A 23,819-nucleotide genomic window follows, 5' to 3' on the forward strand; every position below is an offset into this window, starting at 1 on the left:
GAGGTTACAAGCGCGACCGGGCAGGCGCTCGGGTCAGGCCTTGCGGCCGAGGAAGGCCAGGACCCTGGTCTGCTCGTCGGCGTCCGCCGGGACGTCCACGGCGGGGCCGCACACTCCGGCCGTGCGGATGCTTTCGCCCATCTGCTCGGCCACGCCGCCCACCCAGGTCAGGTCGCCTGCGGGGATGGTCTCGTCGAGGCCGGTGGCCCGGGCCAGGTCCCAGCCGTGGACCACCAGGTCGAAGCAGTAGAAGCTGTCGATGGTCTTGCCGAGGTCGGTGCGGCCGAAGTGCCCGTCGTACTCGCGGCTCACGAGAGCCGGGTCGTTCAGGATCTCCTGCATGCCATCGCGCGTGGCCGCCCACGCGGCCACCGGGTCGTCGTCGACGGACGGCGGCTCCGGCAGTTCCAGATCGACGACGGTGACGATGTAGCGCTGCGTGTCGATCACGTGCCGCACGACGTCGCGGGCCGTCCAGCCGTCACACGGGGACGCGTCGTCCCAGCGTGCGGCGGGTACGGATTCGACGCGCTTCGTGAACTTCGCGGCGAGGTCGCGGTAGTGGGCTGCGGGGGTTTCGGTTGTCGAGGTCATGCTGCCGATTCTTCTCCCGTCCCGCGTCCGAGGGCTTGAACATTTCCGACATCGACGACAGATTCCGTTCCGTGCCAGTCGGGGGCCTCACTGGTGAGGAGGTCGGACGGGGTGAGCGAGGAGATCCGCCGGCATTCCCGCGACAGGTGCGCTTGGTCGCTGTAGCCGGCGGTGGCGGCGAGTTCGGCGAGTCCGGTCCGCGTCCCCGATTGCGCCAGCGCCATGAACCGTTGCAGCCGCAGGATTCCGCGGAGGGTCGCGGGCCCGTATCCGAACGCGTCGTTGCATCGCCGCTGCAGTTGCCGCTCGGTGACCGAGGCGGCGTCGGCGAGCGCGCCCACGTTCCACGAATGGCGGGCGAGCGCCTTCCGGACGGTGCCGATCAGAGGGTCGGCTTCCGGTCCGCGGGTTCGCCACGCGCGCACGGCGTTCTCGAACAGGGCGATGCGTTCCGCGTAGCCGGGAGCGTTGTCGAGCCGGTCGGTCAGTTTCCGTTCCCACGTGGACCCGAGCACGTCCCCGAGACCGACCCGGATGTTGCGGACCTCGGCCGCCGACGTCCGCAGCAGATGCGAGGCGGCACCGGGACGGAAACGGACGCCGACGGATTCGGTGCCCGGCGGCAGCGCGAAAGACCAGGCCCTGGTTTCGGGACCGCACACGCGGATTCCCACACCCGGGATCCACAGGATGTCCATGCACGCGTCCGGCACCAGCAGATGCTCGCCCTGTGTCCGCGCGGACCACCCGCACACCAGGGTGCCGGTGAGGTCGGGCGACGGTGCGGTCGGCGTGTACCAGCCCATGCCCAGGAGCCTAATCACGGATACCGACACGTGCGGGCCGGTCACATCGCCCGAAGTGCCCGCACCGGCACGCAACTCGAGGTGAACTGTATGCACGGGTCCGCAGAGGTTCCCCGGAGGCCCGCCACTTCGCCGTCACAGAGAACGAGGACTCCATGAGACGAACATGGGCGCTGGCAGCGATCGCCGCCGTCAGCCTGACCTTCTCGAGTTGCGCCTACGACAGCACCGATTCCGGCGACACGGGCGGCAACGCCCCGGTGTCTCCGACGCCGACGTCCCCGCCCGCCGCGCCCGGCACACCCGTCCTGAAGATGGGACCGACGACGCTCGGCGAGGTGATGGTCGACGACGGTGGTATGACGGTCTACGTGTACGACAACGACGAGGTCGGCTCCGGCGCCAGTTCGTGCCGGGACACGTGCCTGCAGTCGTGGCCGCCGGTCACCACCGTCACCGAGAACCCGACCGTGCAGGGGTTGCAGGAAGTCGTCATCGACACCATCCCGGCGGCGGACGGCACCCATCAGCTGACCGTGAACGGCCGCCCCGTGTACCGCTACAAGGACGACAACGAACCCGGGGACGCATTCGGTCAGGCGGTCGGCAGCGTGTGGTGGACCCTCGACTCCGCAGGCAACCCGGTCACGACAACTGCGGGCGGCGAGTAGCGCGGTCGATCCTCAGGTGGACGGTGACGGTCAGCGCTGCCGACAGGACGGCAGCGAACCACAGGGCGTCCAGCCCGATCCAGTGGTGCGCGAGGGCGCCCGTCACCGCGCCCACCACCAGGCCGGCCCACAGTGCGAAATGTCGTAGCCACGCCCACCGCGGCCCACCGAACAGTGCCCCGGCCAGTCGATGTCCCATCTTCACGAGCGCGCCCGTCATGTAGGTGAGACCGATGGTCACCTCGCCGTCGCGCTGGAAGAAGGAGTTCTCGGCGCCCATCGCGAGCAGCATCGCGCCGACGGCTACCGTGCTCGCCCCGACGGTCGCGGCCACCGCGCCCGCGATGAGCAGTCCCGACACGACCGCGAGCACCGTCGTCCGGACGGGCAGGCGCCGTCGCTCGGACAGGTGCACGACCACGGCACCCAGGGCGCAGCCGAGGACGAACATGCCGATCACCGCGGCAGCAGTCGCCGCGTGCGCCCACTCGGCGTCCGCGAACCCGACACTGAACCGGGTGAGATTGCCGCTCATGAACGCGACGAAGAACCCGCCGAGCGTGATGAATCCCAGCGCGTCGACGTAACCGGCCAGCGTGGACAGCACCACCGCCAGCGCAAGCGTCCGTTTGCTGTCGTCGATCGGCACACCCACATCAAACACCGCAGCCGACGACAGTGGCCCCCGATCCGGAGATCGGGGGCCACTGTGGCGTAGGTCAGGCGCTCACGACGCCTGGCTCAGGACGTCCCGAGGGCGGGCGCCAGCGTGTTGGCCCAGGACTCGTGCAAGCGGTCCTGCCAGTAGTTCCACGTGTGGAGACCGTCGTCGGTGATGTGGGTCTGCAGCTTGGCGCCTGCGCGCTGCACCGCGGGCACGAAAACCTTGCTGCTCAGACCGGAGGCGGTCTCGAGGGGGACCGTCTGCGAGAACTTCACCGGGTCGAACGAGGCGCTGTCCGGGTCGACGGTCGGATCGCTCGCCGTCGAGCCTGCGCCGGACGAGATGTAGACGGACTTGCCGCGCAGCGCGCCGACGTTGAGCAGCGGGTCGTTGCGAAGCCACGCAGCCGACGGCCAGAAGCCCCACATGTTCAGCGCGTTGCCGCCCATCTGGGCGACCGAGACCTGGATGCCCTGCGCGAAGCCGGGCGAGCTGGCCGTCGGGTATCCGCTGTAGGACGCGACCGCCTTGTAGAAGTCGGGGCGGTGCGTGGCGAGGTTCAACGCGGAGGTGCCGCTCATCGACAGACCCGCGACCGCGTTGTTCACCCCGTCGCTGCCGAATTGGGAAGCCATCACCGGAGGCAGCTCATTGGTCAGGAACGTCTCCCACTTGACGCGGCCGAGCTTCGGGTCGTCGCGCTGCCAGTCGGAGTAGAAGGTGCCGCCGCCGCCGAACGGGATGACCACGTTGACGTGCTTGCCGGCGAAGAAACTCTCCACGTCGGTCTCGATCAGCCAGCCGTTGTTGTCGTCCGGTGCCCGCAGACCGTCGAGCAGGTACAGGGTCGGCGCGGGACCACCGCCCGCGGCCTTGAGCACCTTGACGGGAATGTCCTTGTCCATCGACGGTGAATACACCGAGATCAGGGCCGAGTCGGCGTGGGCGACGCCCGTTCCGGCCAATACGGACACGAGGCCCGATGCCAACACTGCGACCAGGCCCACGATCAGTGCGCGGGTGCGACGAATCGCCATACGAATGTCCTTTTATCTCGAATCGACACACAGCACAGCGAACGCTGCACCGCCGACGATAACAGGAAGATAACGGGTTGCGCCTGCTGTGGCCAGGACTTTCGGATCCGACAGCCGGTCGGTCGTCGCTCGGAGACAGAAAAAAGAAACCCCTGCGAACCGCTTCTCAGCAGTTCACAGGGGTTCCTGTGGCGGAGGATAGGGGATTTGAACCCCTGAGGGCGTTAACCCAACCCGCGTTCCAGGCGAGCGCCATAGGCCACTAGGCGAATCCTCCGTGGAGGAGCATACCCAACGACGGCGGCTCACCGTTAAACGGCCAGGTAGCCGCCCGTTCTAGGCCCACTTCAGCTGGGTGAGGGCGTGCTCGGCGAGGGGGACGGACCGGTCGCAGGACGTGTCCGGGTTAGCGGTGGCGTCGAGACCGAATTTGGTCTCGATCGACAGGGTGCCCGCATCGGTCGTGATCTCGAGGATGCACTGGTATTTGCTCTCGGCGAGCGCGCGCCCCTCGAGTCCGCCGACGTCGATCGTGCGCAGCGGGTCGACCGGTTCCGGCGCGCTCGTCGTGGTGATCGTCACGGTGTTCAGCGCCTCGGGCTTGCCCCACGTGCAGGCGCGACGTTCGGGACTGTCGGTGGCGGTGCCCTCGCCGGCGCTTGCCGTGAGAAGCGGTGCGAGCGTCGCATCGTCCGCGAGCGTGCACGGCTCGGCCGCGTCCCAGCTCACCGCGTCCGACGTGGCTGCGTCGTCGCTGCCTCCGCCGCATGCCGACAGTGCTGCCACGACGGCGGCGAGTGTCACCGCGTGTGCTGTCCTTCTGAGTTTCATCCCGATCCTTTGCCGACGGTGGCCGAATGCGGGGGCGACGGTAGCACTGGCCGTGGTCAGAGGTGCGGCATCGGGCCCGCGCCGGGGTGGATCCCGACCACGGCTCAGGGCCGTCTACACTCTGTGGTGGATCCCGCGCGGCGCGCATCCTGTGAACTCCCCCAGGGCCGGAAGGCAGCAAGGGTCAACGGGCTCTGCCGGGTGCGCGGGGTCCCCTATCTTTCGCATACCCGACCCACGATGTCGGTGAGAGGCCGCTCCTGATGACCAACCAGACCCAGATCGGGTTGATGAGCCATGAGGAACTACTTTCGGAGCACGAGCGCCAGACTGCGAGTTACGCGCAGTTGAAGACCGAGAAGCTCACGCTCGACCTCACTCGCGGCAAGCCCTCGCCCGAGCAGCTGGATCTGTCGGCGGCGCTGCTGACACTGCCCGGTGACGGCGACTTCCGCGACGGCAACGGCACCGACACCCGCAACTACGGCGGGCTCACCGGACTGCCGGAGCTGCGCGCCATCTTCGGTGAACTGCTCGGCATCCCTGTCGAGAACCTGCTCGCCGGCAACAACGCCAGCCTCGAGATCATGCACGACAACGTCGTGTTCGCCCTGCTGCACGGCACCCCCGACTCCCCGCGCCCGTGGTCGCAGGAGGAGAAGGTCAAGTTCCTGTGCCCGGCGCCCGGTTACGACCGCCACTTCGGGATCACCGAGACCTACGGCATCGAGATGATCCCGGTGCCGATGCGCCCGGACGGCCCCGACGTCGGCGTCATCTCCGAGCTGGTGGCGAACGATCCGCAGATCAAGGGTCTGTGGGCGGTTCCCAACTACTCCAACCCCACGGGCGCGGTGTACTCGGAAGAGGTCACGCGGACGCTGGCGTCGATGCCGACCGCCGCCCCCGACTTCCGGCTGTTCTGGGACAACGCGTACGCCGTCCACCCGCTCGTCGGCGAGACGGCGCCGTCGCTGGACGTCCTCGGGATGGCCGCGGAGGCGGGTAACCCCAACCGGCCGCTCGTGTTCGCGTCGACGTCGAAGATCACGTTCGCCGGTGCGGGCGTCAGCTTCTTCGGTTCCTCGACCGCGAACCTGGCCTGGTACCAGAAATACCTCGGTAAGAAGAGCATCGGTCCCGACAAGCTGAACCAGCTGCGGCACCTTCGGTTCTTCGGTGACGCCGAGGGCGTGCGCGCCCACATGGAGAAGCACCGCGAGATCCTGGCGCCGAAGTTCGCGCTCGTCCTGAAGATCCTCGAGGATCGTCTCGGGGCGTCGAAGGTGGCGTCGTGGACGGAGCCGAAGGGCGGATACTTCATCAGTCTGGACGTCGTCGAGGGCACCGCGAAGCGCGTCATCGCTCTGGCGAAGGACGCGGGGATCGCGCTCACCGCCGCCGGATCGGCGTTCCCGTACGGCGTCGACCCCGAGGACAAGAACATCCGGCTCGCGCCGAGCTTCCCCTCGATGGAGGATCTGGACAAGTCGATGAACGGTGTCGCGACGTGCGTGCTGCTCGCGGCCACCGAATCGCGTCTGGACCTGCCGAAGTCCTAGTAGACGACGTCTGGCCGCTCACCCTTGCCGGGTGAGCGGCCGGACGTGTCTCTACATCCTGGCGTAGCGCGCCATCACGAAGCTGTACAGCCCGTACGCGGCGATGCCCAGTCCGGCGAGGACCAGGAGGAACTGCCCGAACGGCGCCGAGCCCAGGGTCTTCACCGCGCCGTCGAGGCCGGTGGCCTTGGACGGGTCGGCGTTGACGACCGCCACGATCACCAGCACGCCCGCGCCCGCGATGACGAGGCCCTTGGCCACGCAGCCGACCACTCCGAGGGGTTCGACGAGCTTCGACGGGGTGCCCTTCAGGTCGTCCAGGAAGTTCTTCGACGCCCCCTTGTAGATGTGGTAGCCGCCGATCGCGATGGCGACGAGACCCACCACCACGAGAAGAATCTTGCCTCCCCCGGACTCCATGAGGCGTGCACTCATTCCGGCGTTCTGCTGACCGCTCGACTTCCCGCCGCCGCTCGCGAACTGGTATGCCGAGAAGGCGAACGCGAAGTAGACGACGGCGAGGCCGAACGCCTTCGCGCGGTCCAGCAGGGACGTGTCGTCGCCGTCGCCCCCGGACTTCTCGGTGACGTGGGGGCCGAGGACGGTCTCGGCGAGCCGCCACAGCGCCATCGCGATGAACGCGACCATCGCCACCCACAGCACGAACCGGCCACCGGGCTTGGCGGCCAGGGCGCCGAGGGCCCCGGACTGATCGGCGTTGCCGCCGGTGCCGAACGCCAGCTGAATGATGATGTACGCGATCAGCAGGTGGACGAAACCGCTCATCACGTGGCCGGCGCGCGCGACCCGTTCGAAAGTGTTGCTGTCGGTTGCCCTGTCGACGGCGCGGCTCATCCCGTTGGCTCGATTCGTTTCATTCTGGGCCATCGGGTGTCCTTCGGGTTGTGCGAACGGACCGGAGTCCCTGTGACGTAGAGGTACCCGATATGGGCCGCGCCGACACGGGATGAGCGTTATCGCACTGTGTTCGTGACCCGGTCGATCAGGTTGGACGCGCTGTAGTAGTCGAGGCGGAAGCTGTCCTTCCCGAGCCCGATCACCTGTTTCTTCTCCACGGACGGCGTCTCCCGCAGCGTCGGATCGGCGAGGAACCTGTCGGCGTCCGCTGCTTCACCGATCACGATGAACGTGGTGTTGCCGGGCACCGCTCGCGGCAGGTTCTCCTGCCCGGCCGGCACGACGTCCTTGCGGCCGGCCATGATGCCCTTGTCGGCGGCGGTGAGGTCGGCGGGCAGCTCGGCGAGCGAGAATCCGAGGCGTTCCAGCAGGATGCCCTGCGCCGATTCGGCGGTGAAGATCCGCGACTCCTCCGGCGAGTTGTACGCGAGCACATTCACCGGGTTCGCCGCAGCGACCTTGTCGCCCAGCGCCGACTTGGCGTCCTCGAGCTGCTGGTCGAACTTCGCGACGAGGGCGTCGGCCTGTGCCTCGGCCCCGATTGCCGCGGCGATCTGTCCGCTGAGGTCCTGCCACGACTTGTCGTCGTATCGCAGCACCACGACGGGCGCGATCTGCCTCAACGTGTCCACCTGATCGAGCGCCGAGTCGCCGCCGGTGGCGGACACGAAGATGAGGTCCGGATCGGCGGCGGTGATCTTCTCGACGTTGGGTTCTCCCTGGTACAGCGTGTCGACGCCGCGCTCGGCGGCGATGTCCGCCCACTGCGTGAACAGACCGTTCTCGTCGGTCACGTCGCTGGCTCTCTGCGCGCCGGTGCCGATCAGGGGAGCGTCGAGGGCGAGCAGTGAGCCGGTGAGGGTGACACTGGTGGACACGATCCGCTCGGGCTGCTGTTCGAGCGTGATGCTGCCGGTTTCATCGGTGACGGTGCGCGGCCAGCTCTGGTCGGACGCGGCGGTGGTGCCGGTGGTCGCGGCGTCGGAATCGGGATCGGACGAGCACGCGGCAGCGCCGATCCCGACGGCGAGGACAGCGACGGCTGCCAGTGAGCGACGAAGTTTCACGGTAAGACTCTCTTTCGCACGGGTAAGCAACTAATTTAGGCTAGCGTTACCTACATTCAAATGGGGAAGTGGATGCTGCAACGAGTGCCGGGACCCGAGCGTCGCGTCGTACGCGTACGGTCGATCGACGACCTGACGCGTGACGGCGTCCCCGCGTTCTGGGACCGTCTCGCCGCCGCGGGCAGTCCCCTGATCGAACCGGACGGGGCAGACCCCGGCTGTGTGATCGCGACGTTCTGCTGGCGGGATCCGGACGGCGATGAGCGCACGTCGCGCACGCGGCACGTCTACCTCGACGCCAACGGAATCACCGACCGCTCCCGCCTGGAACAGGCCGCGCTGTCGCGGCTACCCGGCACCGACCTCTGGTCCCTGTCGATCGAGGTCCCCGAGAAGTGGCGCGGCGCTTACCGTTTCATCCCCCGCATGGAACCAGCGACGGTTCCCGGCGACACCCCGGGCTGGCAGTGGTGGCGGAGCGTGCTCGCCGACGCGCAGTCCGACCCGTTCAACCCACTGCCGACGCGGGTGGTGCAGATCGGCGACAGCTCCGAGGCCGTGATGCCGGCGGCGCCCGTGCAGCTCTGGTGGACGGACCGGCCGGGCCGCGGCGTGCTCCACGAGACGACGTTCACACTGTCGGGCACGCGCCGGTCGGTGTGGGTCTACGAACCGCCCGGACTCACCGCCCGGAACCGTCCGGTCGTGGTGGTGCTGGACGGCCGGACGTGGGCGGCCGACCTGCCGATCGCGGGCTCCGTCGACGCGCTCGCACGTACGGGGCACCGGGTTCCGCTCGTCGTGATGGTCGCCAGTGTCGGACCCGAACTGCGTTCCGAGGAGCTGGGCTGCAGTGCCGCGTTCGCGTCCGGTCTCGCCGGCGAACTGCTTCCGTGGCTGCGGCGGGAATGGGGTGCCACCGACGATTCCGCGTCGACAATCGTGGCCGGCTGCAGCCTGTCCGGATCGTTCTGGTGGCCCGGCTCGGGGCCGGGAGTCCCGTTCCAGCACCGCGTCCGCGTCGCGGCCCCGTCGAACAGCCGGTTCAGCGTGGAGGTCGGGACACTCGAATGGATGCTCGTCGAACCCAACCGCGAGGTGCGCGACCTCTTGGTCGGCACCGGCCACGACGTGCGGTACCGCGAGTTCTGCGGGGGCCACGACGTCCTGCACTGGCGCGACGGTCTGATCGCCGGCGTGGCCTCGATGCTGGAGCGTACCGACCGGTAATGCAGTGATGTGGATAACTCTGTGAATAAACCGCGCGTCGAGGTGAAGGGCGCACCCGCCCGATCGTGGGATGGCAGGATCAGAGCATGGCACGCACGCTGAATCTGGTAGGGGATCCGGACGCCGACGCACTTCTGGCGAGTGATCCGCTGGCGTTGCTCATCGGGATGTTGCTCGATCAGCAGGTTCCGATGGAGACGGCGTTCGCGGGTCCGAAGAAGCTGGACGACCGGATCGGCGGCCTCGAGGTGCACCGCATCGCGGAGATGGATCCGGAAGAGTTCGCGGCCGTCTGCGCACAGACTCCGGCGGTCCACCGGTTTCCCGGATCGATGGCCACCCGCATCCAGTCGCTGTGCGCGTTCCTCGTCGAGAACTACGACGGTAGCGTCGAGGCGTTGTGGACCAGCGGCGATCCCGACGGCAAAGAGGTCCTGAAACGGCTGAAGGCGCTGCCGGGTTACGGCGATCAGAAGGCGCGCATCTTCCTGGCACTGCTCGGCAAACAGATCGGTGTGGAGCCGAAGGGCTGGCGGGAGGCCGCAGGCGACTACGGCACCGAGGGAGCCCGGCGGTCGATCGCGGACGTCGTGGACGACAAGAGCCTCCACGAGGTCCGCGACTTCAAGAAGGCCGCGAAGGCCGAGGCGAAGAAGGCTGCGGCAGCGAAGAAGAAGTAGCCGCCGCTACTCGGGATCGGACGGCTTCTGCTTTCGCTCGGCGTCCAGGTGCCGCCGGCGTTCGGCCTCGTGCATCCACGGGAAGACGCTGTTGCCCTGACCGCCGCCGCCCGGACCGTGCCCGAGCACACCGTGTTCGTACGCCGATTCGGCGTGCAACGCGAGGTCGATGCCGGACGACTCGTCCTCCGCGCTCACCCGGAACCCGAAGATTCGGTCGATCAGTTTGCCCAGCGCGTACGTCACGCCGAACGCGTACAGGGCGACGACCACCACGGCCAGCAACTGCTTGCCGAGTTGCGCGAACCCGCCCCCGTAGAAGAGGCCTTCCGGTCCGTCGGTCATGACCTCGGTGGCCAGCAGTCCGATCAGGAGGGTGCCGACGATGCCACCCATCAGGTGGACACCCACGACGTCGAGCGAGTCGTCGTACCCGAGGCGGAACTTCCAGCCGACGGCGAACGAGCAGACCACACCGGCGACGGCGCCGACGACCAGCGCCCCGACCATGCTGACGGTGCCGCAGGACGGGGTGATCGCGACCAGACCCGCGACGACGCCGGACGCCGCACCGAAGGTGGTGGGGTGGCCGTCCCGCTTCTGCTCGACGAGGAGCCACCCGAGCAGGCCCGTGCACCCGGCGACGAGGGTGTTGAGGAAGATCGCGGCGGCCGTGCCGTCGGCGGCGAGCGCCGAGCCGGCGTTGAAACCGAACCAGCCGAACCAGAGCAGGCCGACGCCCAGCAGCACCAGCGGAAGGTTGTGGGGGCGCATCGACTCGGACCGGAATCCGAGGCGCGGGCCCAGGACCAGCGCCAGCGCCAGGCCCGACGCGCCGGACACGATCTCGACGACCAGTCCGCCCGCGTAGTCGAGGGCGCCGAACTGCGCGATCCAGCCCTGCGGGTTCCACACCCAGTGTGCGACTGGTGCGTAGACGACGAGGGCCCAGACGGGCACGAAGATCATCCAGGCCGAGAACTTGGCCCGGTCGGCGATCGCGCCGCTGATCAGCGCGGCGGTGATGATCGCGAACGTCAGCTGGAACGTGGCGAACAGGATCTCGGGGACCTGCCCGTGGACGGTGGTCGGGTCGATGCCCACCATCCCCAGGTGCTCCAGCCCGCCGATCAGTCCACCGCCGATGTCGTCGCCGAAGATGAGGGAGTATCCGGCCACCAGCCACGCGACCGTGACCAGGGCGATCGACACGAAGCTCATCATGATCATGTTCAGTACGCCGGTGGAACGGACCATCCCGCCGTAGAACAGGGCGAGGCCCGGCGTCATCAGAAGGACCAGCGCGGTACTGATCAGAAGCCAGGCGGTTGCTCCGGCGTCGATTGCAGGCACGACATTCTCCTCACACACCGGGACGAAACCCGGCGCGGAAAGTCACGATGACCGCGAGCGGTTTCCACTGTGCTGCCGCTGCGTTGCGAACGTGTTACACAATGCGGTCAGGTTCGGACTTTTGCTTGTGAGTAGCGCCCCGAGCGGGTGCTGAGCGGGCGCTTCGACCACCCGGCCCGGACTGTCGGGGACCGCCGGTAGTCTTTCCGCGTGGCCCTGTACCGGAAGTACCGACCCGCATCCTTCGCCGAGGTGGTGGGGCAGGAGCACGTCACCGAACCACTGAGCACCGCTCTCGACGCCGGACGGATCAACCACGCGTATCTGTTCTCCGGTCCCCGCGGCTGTGGCAAGACGTCGTCTGCCCGCATCCTGGCCCGATCGCTGAACTGCGTCGAGGGTCCGACCTCGACGCCGTGCGGCCAGTGCCCCTCGTGCGTGGCGCTCGGCCCCGGCGGATCGGGCAACCTCGACGTCACCGAACTCGACGCGGCCAGCCACGGTGGCGTCGACGACACCCGTGAGCTGCGTGACCGCGCGTTCTACGCGCCCGCCGAGTCGCGGTACCGGGTGTTCATCGTTGACGAGGCCCACATGGTCACCACGGCCGGTTTCAACGCGCTCCTCAAGATCGTCGAGGAGCCGCCGGAGCACCTCATCTTCATCTTCGCCACCACCGAACCCGAGAAGGTGCTGCCGACCATCCGTTCGCGCACCCATCACTACCCGTTCCGGTTGCTCGCGCCGGCGACGATGCGCGGGTTGCTGGAGAAGATCTGCCACCAGGAGAGTGTGCCGGTCGCCGACCCGGTGTATCCGCTGGTCATCCGCGCGGGTGGCGGTTCGCCGCGTGACTCGCTGAGCATCCTCGATCAGCTGCTCGCCGGAGCCGGCGACGAGGGCGTCACCTACCCGCGCGCGCTCGCGCTGCTCGGCGTCACCGACGTCGCGCTCATCGACGACGCCGTGGACGCGCTCGCCACCGGTGACGGTGCAGCGCTGTTCGGGACGGTCGACCGGGTCATGGACGCAGGCCACGATCCGCGCCGGTTCGCCGTCGACCTGCTCGAGCGCCTGCGCGATCTCATCCTGATGCAGGCGGTGCCCGACGCCGCCGAACGTGGCCTGGTCGACGCGCCCGGCGACGTGCTCGAGCACATGCGCGCCCAGGTCCAGCGGATCGGTCCCGCCACGCTCACCCGCTACGCCGAGGTGATGCACGCGGGCCTCGGTGAGATGCGCGGCGCCACCGCCCCCCGCCTGCTGCTCGAAGTGATGTGCGCCCGGATGCTGCTGCCCTCGGCGTCCGATGCGGAGTCCGCGGTGCTGCAGCGACTCGAACGCGTCGAACGCGGACTTCCGCCCGCCGGGTCGGCGCCGGCCGTCGACGCGGCCGAGCGGCCCACGGCGGCTCCTGCGCGTGCGCCGCAACCGCCTGCCGAGCCGGAACCGGAACCGAAGTTCCAGCGACCGTCCCTGCGCCAGGCCGCGGCAGCCACCGTGCCCCCGCCGCCCGAGCCGGAACCCGAACCCATGCCGCGGCCGGTTCCGGAACCCGCGCCGACACCCGTTCCCGAACCGGAGCCGCAGCCCGAGCCGACGCCTGTCCCCGAACCGACGCCCGCGCCCGAACCGGCCCCTGTTCCCGCACCCGAGCTCGAGCCGGCCCCCGCGCCGGCGCCCGCTCCCGTCCCGGAACCCGAACCGACTCCTGCACCGGAACCGACTCCTGCGCCGGAACCGACTCCCGAACCGGAGCCGGAGCCACCGCTCGCCCCCGAAGTGGAGGCGGAGCCCGCCGCATCGACCGGCCCGGATGCCGCCGCGCTGCGCGAGTCCTGGAACTCGCTGCGCGAGAAGGTGAGTCAGCGGAACAAGATTCTGCCCGCCATGTTGTCGGCCGCGACGGTGCACGACGTTCAGGGCAACCGCCTGATCCTGGCGCACCCCGTCCCCAACCTGGGCGCTCGCATCGCGTCACCGCACAACGCCCAGGTGATCACCGAGGTGCTCACCGAGATGTTCGGCGGCACCTGGGAAGTGGAGTATCAGGCCGGTGCTCCGACGGCGCCGCCCCCACCGGTCGCGAAGGCCGCTGCAGCGCCGACGAAGCCGGCAGGCGCACCGCGATTCTCCCGGCCCAGCCAGGAGAAGACTGCGCAGCGTCCGCCGCAGCAGCCGTCCGACACGCAGCGCTCCGACTCGGGTCCGGGTGCGGGTCAGGCACGTCCGTCGTCCGAGCCGGACGACGACATTCCGCCGCCGGAGGCACCCGACTACCCGGACGATCCCGGGCCGATCGACTACGAGGCTTCGGCGACGACGCCGCCCGTCTCCACACCCGAGGACGAGGAAGAGATGTTCGCGGAGGCGGCGGAACCCGCCGACCCCGCGACCCGCCGCGACCCGGAAGACGTGGCGTTCGAACTGCTCAAGGACATGCTCGGGGCCAAGAAGCTCGAGGGCTGACCCGACAGGGCAGTCGTCGCCGGTCCCGAAACGTCGGGACATCCGCCCCTGGTGCCCGGGACGCCGGGTGGCCGATTCTCGTCCCATGAGCACAGTGAATGTTCCAGACGGCGTGCAGAACGAGGTCCCGGCGACCGGGCGACCGCGAGGTGGCCGGTGGTGGGCCTACGTCGGAGTCCTCGCCGGCGTGGCCGGAATCGTCGGCATCCAGGCGAGCATGTCGATCGACGCGGTCTACGCGGAGGCGTCGGCCGGTGACCCGGTTGCCATCATGAACGGCCTCGCCGGACAGCGCACGGGGATCCTCGTCATGCACGTGTCGATCATGACCGCGGCGCTGCTGATCCTCGTGTTCGCCGCCGGGCTGTCCCAGCGGCTGCGAGCCGCATTGCCCGCCGAGAGCATCCTGCCGTCGGTCGCGGCGTTCGGTCTGGTCCTGACGTCGGCGGCGTGCCTGCTGGGGACCGGCCTGACCACCGAGCTGGTGTTCGGTCTCGGTGACAACGAACAGCTGGTGCCGGAGTTCGCGGTGGTCGGCGGCCACTGGATGGGCACCATCCCGTGGCTGTGGGCGGGCGCGGGTGTCAGCGCGGTGGCGGTGGCCGTCGCACTGCTGCGCGGACAGGCGGGCCCACGGTGGATCGGCTGGGTCAGCCTGGTCCTGGGCCTGGTGACGGCCGTCATCGGCGTCTCGCCGCTGCAGTACCTCGCCGGGTTCACGGGACCGCTGTGGGTGCTGGTGAGCGCGATCGGTTTCGCTTTCGCCGACACCGTGCGCGAGTAGGGGCGATACTCGTTCGCATCATGGTGAAGCAGAAGGACACTCGAATGACCGAGGGGTCGGCAGGTACGGGCGGTGCGCCCGTACCTGCTGCTGTCATGGCGGTGTCCGCCTGGATTCTGGTCGTCCTGTCGGTGGTGGCGTTCGTCCGGGCCGATCCGGGCATCGATTCGAACCAACTGTTCTTCCTGGTGGACGTCGTCGGGGCGGCGGTCTACGGAACCGTGGCGGGCGTCGTCCTCGCGCGGCGGGTGCACCCCGTGCCGATCATCATGGGGCTCACCGCGATCGGCGTGGGTCTCGCTGCGCTGAGCTACAGCTGTTCGCAACTCGCGGTCGTGCGTCCCGGGCTGCCGTGGGTCGACGTGCTGTCGCCGCTGCAGAACACGGCGTGGATTCCCGGAACGCTCAGCCTGTTCCTGATCGTGCCGTGGCTGATCCGCGACCACCCGCTGGGCGTCGGCGCGAAACTCGGCGTCCTCGCGGGTATCGCCGCGACGGCCTGGTACTTCTGGTCCCGCACGTTCACGGAGATCCCCGCGGTGTGGGTGATCGTGCCCGTTCTCGTCGTCGGCTCCGCGGCGGCAGCGGACTGCGGGTGGCGGTGGCGGCACGGCCCACCCGACGAGCGTGTCGGGCTCGGATGGATGTGCCTCGGCACGGCGCTGATGACCGCCGCGTACATTCCGTTGACCCTGCCCGCGTCGCTGCCGGGACTGTGGGTGCTCAACCCGTTGGTGCACTTGGCTGTTCAGGCGTTCTATCCGGTCGCGATCCTGGTGTGCATCCTGCGCCAGCGCATGTGGGGGCTGAATCTGGCCGTCAGCCGCGCGACCGTGGCCGGTACGCTCACCGTCCTGCTGCTGGCGCTCTACGTGGTGGTGGCCACGGCCGTGACGGCGCTGCTGCCCGAGGGTGATTCGGTGGGGGCGCAGGTGGTCGCGGCGGGTGTCGTCGCCGTCGCGGTGCAGCCGGTCCGGCTGTGGCTGCAGCGGCGGGTGCACCGCCTCGTCTACGGCGAGGGCGCGGATCCGGCGCGGGCCGTCCGGACCCTGGGCCGGCAGTTCGGCAGTGCCGAGACCCCGGAACAACTCCTGGAGGGTCTCGCTGCCGGCGTGGGTGTCGCGTTGCGGCTCGAATCCGTGTCCGTGCGGCGCACCAGCGGGGTTGCCGCGGTGTGGGGTTCGGCGACGGGGCACGCCGAGTCGGTGGAGCTGGTCCACCGGGGTGCGGCGCTGGGGACGATGGTCGTGACGGCGCCGCCGGGGGAGTCGCTGGGGGCGCGCACCCGCCGGTCGCTCACCGAGCTGTCGGCGGTGGTGACGGCCGGTCTCGTGGTGCTGCAGTCGGCGGAGAACCTGCAGGAGGCGCGACGCCGGCTGGCGTCCGTGCGACTGGAGGAGCGGCAGATGATTCGCCGCGAACTGCACGACGGGCTGGGTCCGTCGCTGGCGGGTATCCGACTCGGCCTGCAGGGCGCCCGGAACCTGCTCGGCTCGGACCCGGCCGCCGCCGCGGAACTCATCGGCGCGTTGCAGGAGCAACTCGACCATCAGGTGGAGGGCGTCCGGCAGCTGTCCCGCAGCATGTTCCCGCCGGTGCTCGACGAGCTCGGACTGGTCCCGGCGCTGCACGAACTGGCAGCCAACCAGTCGCGCAGCGGATTCCGGCTGCGGGTGCAGGCCGATCTGCCGCCGAGGCTGGGTGCGGAGATCGGCGCCGCCGCGTACGGGATCGTCGTCGAGGCCGTCACCAACGCGCGCAGGCACAGCGGCGCCGACGGCTGCCGCGTCGACGCCACGTTCGCGCGGGAGATGCTCACGGTCGTCATCCACGACGACGGGTGCGGGTTCGATCCGACCGGGGGCGGCGGCGTCGGGACCCGGTCGATGCGCGAGCGGGCCCACGAACTCGGTGGCACGCTCCACATCGAATCCGCCCGTCCGACAGGCACGGTGGTCACGGCCCGGTTACCGTTGACCGCATCATGAGCGCAGGCACCACGAATTCCACCACGTCGTCCATCCGGGTCGCCGTCGTCGACGACCACCCGGTGTTCCGGCTGGGGATGGTCGCGTTGCTGTCGACGCTGGACGGCATGGAGGTGGCCGCGCAGGCCAGCTCCGTCGCGGAGGCGCTCGACGTCGTCGACGGCGACGTCGACGTGGTGCTGATGGACCTCGAACTCGGGGACGGTTCGGGGGTGGACGCCACCCGGCGGCTCCTTGAGCGGCACCCCGCACTGCGGGTGCTCGTGGTGACCATGCACGAGGACGACGAGTCGCTGGTCGCGTCGGTGCGTGCCGGGGCTCGCGGCTACCTGGTGAAGGGGGCCGATCCAGGGGAGGTCGAACGGGCGGTCCGGGCGGTCGCCAACGGGGAGGTGATCCTCGGCGCCGCGGTGGCGGCGCGCGCGATGAGCTTCATGGCCGCCTCACGCAGGGTGGGGCCCACGGTGTTTCCCGAGCTGACCGACCGGGAGCGTGAGGTCCTCGACCTCGTTGCCCGCGGCTACGACAACGCGAGCATTTCGCGGCGGCTCGTGCTGAGCCCGAAGACGGTGCGCAACCACGTGTCGAACGTGCTGGCCAAACTCGGTGTGCCCGACCGTCCCACCGCGATCGTCCGGGCGCGGGACGCGGGTCTCGGCCTCGACGCCTGACCGCGCGAGGTCACACTGCCGCGGTCGACGTCGTCGGCACGAACCGGATGCCCGGGCCCGTGTCGTTTGTGTTGGTTGCGGTCGGTCCGGCACCGGGGGCTGCCACCCGCACCTCGGGGATCCGCCGCGGCGACGGACCGATCGGCGGCGTGTCCCGCCACACCGGCTGCGCCTCCTGCAGTTCCAGGACGATGGAGATCAGCGACGCCTCGGACCACGGAACCCCGCCCAGTTGCACCCCGAACGGAATGCCGGTGGCCGCGGACCGGCCCACCGGGGTGCAGACGACCGGTGCTCCCGTGTAGTTGGCCCAGAAGTAGTTTTCCCGCGCACCGGCGAACACGCTCGAATCGGAGAGTGCGTCGCGCCGCACCCCGTCGGTGAGGGCGCCGGGACGCAGAATCGCATCCAGCCGGTGCTCGGCGAACATCCGGTTGTAGTCGTGCTGGAAGCGCAGGCGTGCGCGTTCGAGAGCGAAGTAGTCCGCGACAGGGAGGGCGAGGCTCGCCATCGCCGCGGTCGCGGCGATCGCCGACTCCGGACCGTACGCCGGGAGCCGGTCCGCGAACTGCCGGTGGTACGAGCCGAACTCGGCATAATCTCCGCTCAGCAGCCCCTTCGGGACGTCGGGCACGGTCACGTCGACGATCTCGCCGCCCAGCGCGCGGACGAGGTCGAGGAACGCGGAGAACAGGGACCCGATCGGGCCGGGCAGCTCGTCGGCGACACCTCGCGGCAACCCGAAGCGCGTGCCGGACAGTGGGCGTGACCCGCCCGCGGCGGTCAGCGGGTAACCCTCCGCGGGAACGTCCGGACCCACCGACGTGCTGGGATCGTCGACGTCGACACCCGCCATGTGGCTCAGGAGCAGCGACGCGTCGGCGACACTGCGTCCCATCGGGCCGGTGTGATCGCGCGTCCAGGTCAGCGGAATCACCCCGCTGGTGCTGCACCGGCCGAACGTCGGTTTGATCGACGTGATCCCGCACGCGCTCGCGGGAATGCGCAGCGACCCGCCGGTGTCGGTTCCCACCGCACAAGGCGCGAATCGTGCGGCGAGGGCGGCGGCGCTGCCACCGGACGAACCACCCGGCGAGTACTCGACGTCCCACGGGTTCCCCACCTGCGGTGTGGCGGTTCCGACGGCGAACTCATGGGTGTGCGCGTGGCCCATCAGCACCATGCCCGCGTCGCGCAGTTGCCGCCACACCCCGGAATCGCCGGCGGCGATGTTGCCCTCGAGGACGCCGCTCGACGCCGTCACGGGCAGCCCGACCACCGCGTACAGGTCTTTCAGTGCGATCGGCAATCCGCAGACCGGCGGCGCGGACCCTGCCGCCAGCCGATGCGCGGCCGACTCCGCGGCCTCGTACGCCTGCTCGGGATAGATGCGGATCCACGCCCCGATGCCGCCGTCGTGCGCGGCGCTGCGTGCCAGGCACGCGTCGAGCAGTTCGCGCGGATGCAGCGCCCGGGACTGCAACAGCGACGCGGCCTCGACCGCACTGAGGAGAGCCGGATCGGACGCGGTGATCGCGCCAGGGGACGGCAGTCGGAGAGCCGGGTTCGCGGACGCTGCGGCACGCCCCAGCCCGGCAACGGTCACCGCACCCGCGGTCGCGGCGCCGAACAGTTGCCGACGGGACAGTCGGGTGGTCACAGCGTGTTCTCCTCCGCTCGGATCGGGTCGAGCGCCGCGTCATTACAGCACGAAAGGTCGGGCCGGGCATGGTGGAGACCGGCCGATCGTGATCGCCTGGGTCACGATCCAGGATCGCTTCGGTCCTTCCTTCCGTTTTGCAACACGTTCTAAGGTGAACGTGCCGGGGTATGCCCGTGCAGAGCGCCGTGTGCACGGTCGGCGTCGACGCAGATAAGGAAGGAACACTCCACAGTGACCACAGAGGCATTCATTTATGAAGCCATCCGCACCCCGCGTGGCCGCGGAAAGAAGACCGGTTCGCTGCACTCGGTCAAGCCGATCTCGCTGGTCACCGGCCTGATCGACGAGCTCCGCGCCCGCTTCCCCGACCTCGACGAGGATCGCATCTCGGACCTGATCCTCGGCGTCGTCACCCCGGTCGGCGACCAGGGCATGGACATCGCGCGCGTCGCGGTCAACGACGCCGGACTGCCCGACACCGTCGGTGGCGTCCAGCTGAACCGGTTCTGCGCATCCGGCCTCGAGGCCGTCAACACCGCCGCGCAGAAGGTGCGCTCCGGCTGGGACGAACTGGTCATCGCCGGTGGCGTCGAGTCGATGTCCCGCGTGCCGATGGGCTCCGACGGTGGACCGTGGGCGCTCGACCCGGCCACCAACTACGACAACTACTTCGTTCCCCAGGGTGTGGGCGCCGACCTGATCGCCACCATCGAGGGCTTCTCCCGCGAGGACGTCGACGCGTACGCCGTCCGCTCGCAGGACCTCGCCGCGAAGGCGTGGACGGGCGGTTACTTTGCCAAGTCCGTCGTCCCGGTCAAGGACATCAACGGCCTCACCGTCCTCGATCAGGACGAGCACATGCGTCCCGGCACCACACTCGAGAACCTCGCGGGCCTCAACCCGTCGTTCGCCGGCGTCGGCGAGATGGGCGGCTTCGATGCCGTGTCGCTGCAGAAGTACCACTGGGTCGAGAAGATCAACCACGTCCACCACGGCGGCAACAGCTCCGGCATCGTCGACGGCGCCGCACTGGTCCTCGTCGGATCCGAGCAGGCGGGCAAGGACATGAGCCTGACCCCGCGCGCCCGCGTCGTCGCGACGGCCACCAGCGGTGCCGACTCCACGATCATGCTCACCGGCCCGACCCCGGCCTCGAAGAAGGTGCTCGCCGCCGCCGGTCTGACCGTCGACGACATCGACCTGTTCGAGATCAACGAGGCATTCGCGTCCGTCGTGCTCAAGTTCCAGAAGGACCTGAACATCCCCGACGAGAAGCTCAACGTCAACGGCGGTGCCATCGCGATGGGTCACCCGCTCGGAGCCACCGGCGCCATGATCACCGGCACCATGATCGACGAGCTCGAACGCCGCAACGCCCGGTACGCCCTCATCACCTTGTGCATCGGCGGCGGTATGGGCGTCGCCACCATCATCGAGCGCGTCTGACCGCCCGGACCATCAGGAGACTTGAAGCAGTGAGCGAGCAGAACATCATCAACTGGGAGCAGGACGCCGACGGCATCGTCGTGCTCACCATCGACGATCCCAACCAGGGCGCGAACACCATGAACGACGCCTACATCTCCTCGATGAAGGCGACCGTCGACCGCCTCGTCGACGAGAAGGACTCCATCACCGGTGTCGTCATCACGTCCGGCAAGAAGACGTTCTTCGCCGGCGGCGACCTGAAGAACATGATCAAGGTCGGCCCGGAGAACGCCGACGAGATCTACAGCCACAGCGTCGCGATCAAGTCGGACCTGCGCCGACTCGAGACGCTCGGCAAGCCCGTCGTCGCCGCCATCAACGGTGCCGCGCTCGGTGGCGGACTCGAGATCGCCCTGGCCACGCATCACCGCGTCGCCGCGGACGTGAAGGGCGTCAAGATCGGCCTGCCCGAGGTCACACTCGGCCTGCTGCCCGGTGGTGGTGGCGTCGTGCGCACCGTCCGCATGCTCGGCCTGCAGAACGCGCTCATGCAGGTGCTGCTCCAGGGTCAGCAGCGTGGACCGGTGCAGGCCAAGGAGGTCGGACTGATCGACGAGGTCGTGTCCTCGGTCGAGGAGCTGGTGCCCGCCGCGAAGGCGTGGATCAAGGCCAACCCCGAGGGCGGCGTCCAGCCGTGGGACAAGAAGGGCTACCGGATCCCCGGCGGCACCCCGTCCACCCCGGCGTTCGCAGCCAACCTGCCCGCGTTCCCCGCGAACCTGCGCAAGCAGCTCAAGGGTGCTCCCATGCCGGCACCGCGCGCCATCATGGCCGCCGCCGTCGAGGGCTCGCAGGTCGACATCGACAACGCGCTCCTCATCGAGGCCCGCTACTTCACGTCGCTGGTCACCGGCCAGGTCGCGAAGAACATGATCCAGGCGTTCTTCTTCGACCTGCAGGCCATCAACTCCGGCGCCTCCCGCCCCGAGGGCATCGAGAAGACCCCGATCACCAAGGTCGGTGTGCTCGGTGCCGGAATGATGGGCGCGGGCATCGCCTACGTGTCCGCGAAGGCCGGCTTCGACGTCGTCCTCAAGGACGTCACCATCGAGGCCGCCAACAAGGGCAAGGCGTACTCCGAGGGCATCGAGGCAAAGGCCCTCTCGCGTGGCAAGACCACCGAGGAGAAGTCGAAGACGCTGCTCGACCGCATCACCCCGACCGCCGACCCCGCCGACTTCGCCGGTGTCGACTTCGTCATCGAGGCCGTGTTCGAGTCGCAGGACCTGAAGCACAAGGTGTTCCAGGAGATCGAGGACATCGTCGAGCCGACGGCCCTGCTCGGCTCGAACACGTCGACCCTGCCGATCACCGGCCTCGCGACGGGTGTGAAGCGTCAAGAGGACTTCATCGGAATCCACTTCTTCTCCCCCGTCGACAAGATGCCGCTCGTCGAGATCATCCGCGGCGAGAAGACGTCCGACGAAGCCCTCGCGCGCGTCTTCGACTACGTGCAGGCCATCCGCAAGACGCCGATCGTCGTCAACGACTCGCGTGGCTTCTTCACCTCGCGCGTCATCGGCACGTTCATCAACGAGGCCATCGCCATGCTGGCGGAGGGCATCGAGCCCGCCACCATCGAGCAGGCAGGCATGCAGGCCGGCTACCCCGCGGCACCGCTGCAGCTGTCCGACGAGCTGAACCTCACGCTGATGCAGAAGATCCGCAAGGAAACCGCGGAAGCTGCGAAGGCCGAAGGCAAGGAACTGCCCGCCGATCCGGCAGGCGACGTCATCAACACGATGGTCGACAAGTTCGACCGCAAGGGCAAGCTCGGCGGCGCCGGCTTCTACGACTACGCCGACGGCAAGCGCACCGGCCTGTGGTCCGGTCTCCGGGAGAACTTCGGTTCCAAGGAACTCGAGGTGCCGTTCCAGGATCTCATCGAGCGCATGCTGTTCATCGAGGCCATCGAGACGCAGAAGTGCTTCGACGAAGGCGTGCTCCTCACCACCGCCGACGCCAACATCGGCTCCATCATGGGTATCGGCTTCCCCGCCTGGACCGGCGGTGTGTCGCAGTACATTCAGGGCTACGAAGGCGGCCAGGCCGGCTTCGTCAAGCGCGCTGAAGAACTCGCCGCCAAGTACGGTGAGCGCTTCACCCCGCCGGCCTCGCTGAAGTAGCAGGCGGCTCCGCCGCCCGTGCGTGGTTAAGGAGTCTCTGGACTCGTTAACCACGCACGGGCTGAGTTATCCCCAACCTGTGGGTTATCCACAGGGCAATTCCTTTCCCCAGGTGCGACACCGAGACCCGTCGGGGGTCTCGGTGACCGTGCCCGGTATGGTCTCTACACAATTCGCCGCCCTGAAAGACGTCGCCGACGCGCAGTTCGGCCTGATCACCCACACACAACTCCACGCCCTCGGGTTTCCCCGCAGCAGGGTCCGGCACCGCGTCGAATCCGGTCGATGGCAAGCTGTGCTCCACGGTGTCTATTCGGTGAGCAACGGACCGATCACTCGTGAGATGTCCCTGGAAGCCGCGCTGCTCTTCGGAGGCAACGGCGCGGTCCTCAGCCACCACACGGCCGCCGAGGAATGGCACATGATTCGTGTCGATCCCGCACGCCCCGTGCACATCACTGTTCCCTACGGAAGATCGGCTATCACTCAGCCTCCGACCGTTGTCGGTGCGGGCCTCGCGTCGGTCAGTCTGTGCCACCGGGAAGGAAGTGTCGTGCATCCGGGAGTCGTCGTGCACCGGTCGAGGGCGCACGACTACATTGCCGTCGACACGGACCAACCCCGGACGGCAAGGGCAGATACGGCTCTCGATGTAGCTGTCGCCGAGCCCACGGCACGGGATGCCTACACCCGGCTCATCGCGCTCGTGACCAATGCCCGGATCCCACTGCGCGACATCCGGCGACGCATGGAGGCGCGACGACCACGTCGGTACGGCAAGGCGCTCGTGGATGCGGCACGACTGCTCGCCGACGGCGTCCAGTCGGTGCTCGAATACCGCTACGCCACCGACGTCGAGGACGCGCACGGGCTTCCTCGGGCGCGGCGGCAATCACCCGTGGTCGTGGACGGGCGCACCCTCTTCGAGGACTGCGACTACTCCGACCACGGTGTGCCGCTCATCGTGCGACTCGACGGTCGCCGCGCGCACGCCATGGCGGAGATCGCGTTCCGGGACCGTCGACGCGACAACGCCGCGGAACTGCAGGGGCGTCCACGACTCGTCTACGGGTTCGACGAGGTGACGAAGAATCCGTGTGTAGTGGCCCGGGAAGTGGAGACCGTGCTGGTGCGGGAGGGGTGGATCAGGCCCGGCGAAAACACCTGCGGGGCTTGTGAGTGGTCAAGGAGTGCAGAGACTCCTTAACCACTCACGG

20 protein-coding genes, 1 tRNA gene and 1 other RNA gene are annotated in these 23,819 nt (G+C 68.8%); 12 read left to right on the forward strand and 10 right to left on the reverse strand.

The genetic code is table 11. From position 1 onward, the window contains the following. Window positions 1-33: 33 nt before the first annotated feature. Entirely contained in the window at window positions 34-594 is a 561-nt protein-coding gene (locus tag QM806_RS11150; RefSeq protein WP_005567004.1) for a TIGR03086 family metal-binding protein, read from the reverse strand. Next, entirely contained in the window at window positions 591-1,400 is an 810-nt protein-coding gene (locus QM806_RS11155) for an AraC family transcriptional regulator (RefSeq protein WP_005567003.1), read from the reverse strand. Before QM806_RS11155 ends, QM806_RS11150 begins: the two co-directional genes overlap by 4 nt. Before the next feature lie 155 nt (window positions 1,401-1,555). Here QM806_RS11155 and QM806_RS11160 point away from each other — a divergent pair, with 155 nt between their 5' ends. Further along, window positions 1,556-2,071, forward strand: coding sequence for a COG4315 family predicted lipoprotein (locus QM806_RS11160; RefSeq protein ID WP_005567002.1), 516 nt, complete (start codon window positions 1,556-1,558; stop codon window positions 2,069-2,071). Here the strand turns inward: QM806_RS11160 and QM806_RS11165 are convergent. From QM806_RS11165 to QM806_RS11180, 4 genes are all read right to left on the reverse strand, one after another. Then, entirely contained in the window at window positions 2,046-2,726 is a 681-nt protein-coding gene (locus QM806_RS11165; RefSeq protein WP_005567001.1) for a YoaK family protein, read from the reverse strand. The genes QM806_RS11160 and QM806_RS11165 overlap by 26 nt on opposite strands. A gap of 86 nt (window positions 2,727-2,812) precedes the next feature. Further along, window positions 2,813-3,772: an alpha/beta hydrolase gene (locus tag QM806_RS11170; RefSeq protein WP_005253354.1), complete on the reverse strand. Its 960-nt coding sequence runs from the start codon at window positions 3,770-3,772 to the stop codon at window positions 2,813-2,815. 189 nt (window positions 3,773-3,961) lie between these two features. Continuing rightward, window positions 3,962-4,049: transfer RNA gene (locus QM806_RS11175), tRNA-Ser, on the reverse strand. A 59-nt stretch (window positions 4,050-4,108) separates the two neighbouring features. Next, entirely contained in the window at window positions 4,109-4,603 is a 495-nt protein-coding gene (locus tag QM806_RS11180; protein WP_283291355.1) for a DUF3558 family protein, read from the reverse strand. Between the two features lie 125 nt (window positions 4,604-4,728). Here QM806_RS11180 and ffs point away from each other — a divergent pair. Then, window positions 4,729-4,823: signal recognition particle sRNA small type (ffs, locus tag QM806_RS11185), an RNA gene on the forward strand. 43 nt (window positions 4,824-4,866) lie between these two features. Further along, window positions 4,867-6,165: an aspartate aminotransferase type Ic gene (locus QM806_RS11190; RefSeq protein WP_095868357.1), complete on the forward strand. Its 1,299-nt coding sequence runs from the start codon at window positions 4,867-4,869 to the stop codon at window positions 6,163-6,165. A gap of 51 nt (window positions 6,166-6,216) precedes the next feature. Here the strand turns inward: QM806_RS11190 and QM806_RS11195 are convergent, their stop codons facing one another. Further along, the gene (locus QM806_RS11195; RefSeq protein ID WP_283291358.1) at window positions 6,217-7,053 is read right to left on the reverse strand and encodes a DUF1206 domain-containing protein; all 837 of its coding nucleotides are present in this window, start codon (window positions 7,051-7,053) and stop codon (window positions 6,217-6,219) included. A gap of 86 nt (window positions 7,054-7,139) precedes the next feature. After that, a complete protein-coding gene (fepB, locus tag QM806_RS11200) occupies window positions 7,140-8,150 on the reverse strand; it encodes a Fe2+-enterobactin ABC transporter substrate-binding protein (RefSeq protein WP_182623482.1) in 1,011 nt (336 codons plus the stop codon). Window positions 8,151-8,222: 72 nt separating this feature from the next. Between fepB and fes the strand changes: the two genes are divergently transcribed. Then, window positions 8,223-9,380, forward strand: coding sequence for an enterochelin esterase (fes, locus tag QM806_RS11205; protein WP_283291360.1), 1,158 nt, complete (start codon window positions 8,223-8,225; stop codon window positions 9,378-9,380). Between the two features lie 86 nt (window positions 9,381-9,466). Continuing rightward, window positions 9,467-10,060 carry an HhH-GPD-type base excision DNA repair protein gene (locus QM806_RS11210; protein ID WP_054246862.1) on the forward strand — a complete coding sequence of 198 codons (594 nt, stop codon included), beginning with the start codon at window positions 9,467-9,469 and terminating at the stop codon, window positions 10,058-10,060. Between the two features lie 6 nt (window positions 10,061-10,066). Here the strand turns inward: QM806_RS11210 and QM806_RS11215 are convergent, their stop codons facing one another. Beyond that, the gene (locus QM806_RS11215) at window positions 10,067-11,413 is read right to left on the reverse strand and encodes an ammonium transporter (RefSeq protein ID WP_005566991.1); all 1,347 of its coding nucleotides are present in this window, start codon (window positions 11,411-11,413) and stop codon (window positions 10,067-10,069) included. 210 nt (window positions 11,414-11,623) lie between these two features. Between QM806_RS11215 and QM806_RS11220 the strand changes: the two genes are divergently transcribed. The 4 genes from QM806_RS11220 to QM806_RS11235 all read left to right on the forward strand — a co-directional run bounded on the left by QM806_RS11220 (window position 11,624) and on the right by QM806_RS11235 (window position 17,325). Further along, complete coding sequence (locus QM806_RS11220; protein WP_283291364.1) at window positions 11,624-13,882, forward strand: DNA polymerase III subunit gamma and tau; 2,259 nt, start codon at window positions 11,624-11,626, stop codon at window positions 13,880-13,882. Window positions 13,883-13,967: 85 nt separating this feature from the next. Then, window positions 13,968-14,666, forward strand: coding sequence for a hypothetical protein (locus tag QM806_RS11225; protein WP_169692759.1), 699 nt, complete (start codon window positions 13,968-13,970; stop codon window positions 14,664-14,666). Between the two features lie 44 nt (window positions 14,667-14,710). Next, the gene (locus QM806_RS11230) at window positions 14,711-16,654 is read left to right on the forward strand and encodes a sensor histidine kinase (RefSeq protein ID WP_283291366.1); all 1,944 of its coding nucleotides are present in this window, start codon (window positions 14,711-14,713) and stop codon (window positions 16,652-16,654) included. Beyond that, window positions 16,651-17,325, forward strand: coding sequence for a response regulator (locus QM806_RS11235; protein WP_005562778.1), 675 nt, complete (start codon window positions 16,651-16,653; stop codon window positions 17,323-17,325). Before QM806_RS11230 ends, QM806_RS11235 begins: the two co-directional genes overlap by 4 nt. 10 nt (window positions 17,326-17,335) lie before the next feature. Here QM806_RS11235 and QM806_RS11240 read toward each other — a convergent pair whose 3' ends face one another. Continuing rightward, window positions 17,336-18,985, reverse strand: a complete 1,650-nt coding sequence (locus QM806_RS11240; RefSeq protein ID WP_054248045.1) for an amidase — start codon at window positions 18,983-18,985, stop codon at window positions 17,336-17,338. Window positions 18,986-19,219: 234 nt separating this feature from the next. Between QM806_RS11240 and QM806_RS11245 the strand changes: the two genes are divergently transcribed. The 3 genes from QM806_RS11245 (at window position 19,220) to QM806_RS11255 (ending at window position 23,809) form a co-directional block, all read left to right on the forward strand. Further along, window positions 19,220-20,434: an acetyl-CoA C-acetyltransferase gene (locus QM806_RS11245; protein ID WP_005253367.1), complete on the forward strand. Its 1,215-nt coding sequence runs from the start codon at window positions 19,220-19,222 to the stop codon at window positions 20,432-20,434. 29 nt (window positions 20,435-20,463) lie between these two features. Further along, entirely contained in the window at window positions 20,464-22,602 is a 2,139-nt protein-coding gene (locus tag QM806_RS11250) for a 3-hydroxyacyl-CoA dehydrogenase NAD-binding domain-containing protein (protein WP_007298425.1), read from the forward strand. A gap of 157 nt (window positions 22,603-22,759) precedes the next feature. Next, the gene (locus QM806_RS11255) at window positions 22,760-23,809 is read left to right on the forward strand and encodes a type IV toxin-antitoxin system AbiEi family antitoxin domain-containing protein (protein ID WP_283291372.1); all 1,050 of its coding nucleotides are present in this window, start codon (window positions 22,760-22,762) and stop codon (window positions 23,807-23,809) included. Window positions 23,810-23,819 lie beyond the last annotated feature (10 nt).

Origin of the sequence: Rhodococcus sp. IEGM 1351 (genome assembly GCF_030056875.1) — a bacterium.
GTDB classification, from domain to species: Bacteria; Actinomycetota; Actinomycetes; order Mycobacteriales; family Mycobacteriaceae; genus Rhodococcus_F; species Rhodococcus_F opacus.

Bases quoted from the DNA above. Each gene is read 5' to 3' on its own strand.
- QM806_RS11150 (WP_005567004.1), bottom strand. From the start codon at position 594: ATGACCTCGACAACCGAAACCCCCGCAGCCCACTACCGCGACCTCGCC.
- QM806_RS11155 (WP_005567003.1), bottom strand. From the start codon at position 1,400: ATGGGCTGGTACACGCCGACCGCACCGTCGCCCGACCTCACCGGCACC.
- QM806_RS11160 (WP_005567002.1), top strand. From the start codon at position 1,556: ATGAGACGAACATGGGCGCTGGCAGCGATCGCCGCCGTCAGCCTGACC.
- QM806_RS11170 (WP_005253354.1), bottom strand. From the start codon at position 3,772: ATGGCGATTCGTCGCACCCGCGCACTGATCGTGGGCCTGGTCGCAGTG.
- QM806_RS11180 (WP_283291355.1), bottom strand. From the start codon at position 4,603: ATGAAACTCAGAAGGACAGCACACGCGGTGACACTCGCCGCCGTCGTG.
- QM806_RS11190 (WP_095868357.1), top strand. From the start codon at position 4,867: ATGACCAACCAGACCCAGATCGGGTTGATGAGCCATGAGGAACTACTT.
- QM806_RS11195 (WP_283291358.1), bottom strand. From the start codon at position 7,053: ATGGCCCAGAATGAAACGAATCGAGCCAACGGGATGAGCCGCGCCGTC.
- fes (WP_283291360.1), top strand. From the start codon at position 8,223: ATGCTGCAACGAGTGCCGGGACCCGAGCGTCGCGTCGTACGCGTACGG.
- QM806_RS11210 (WP_054246862.1), top strand. From the start codon at position 9,467: ATGGCACGCACGCTGAATCTGGTAGGGGATCCGGACGCCGACGCACTT.
- QM806_RS11225 (WP_169692759.1), top strand. From the start codon at position 13,968: ATGAGCACAGTGAATGTTCCAGACGGCGTGCAGAACGAGGTCCCGGCG.
- QM806_RS11230 (WP_283291366.1), top strand. From the start codon at position 14,711: ATGACCGAGGGGTCGGCAGGTACGGGCGGTGCGCCCGTACCTGCTGCT.
- QM806_RS11235 (WP_005562778.1), top strand. From the start codon at position 16,651: ATGAGCGCAGGCACCACGAATTCCACCACGTCGTCCATCCGGGTCGCC.
- QM806_RS11255 (WP_283291372.1), top strand. From the start codon at position 22,760: ATGGTCTCTACACAATTCGCCGCCCTGAAAGACGTCGCCGACGCGCAG.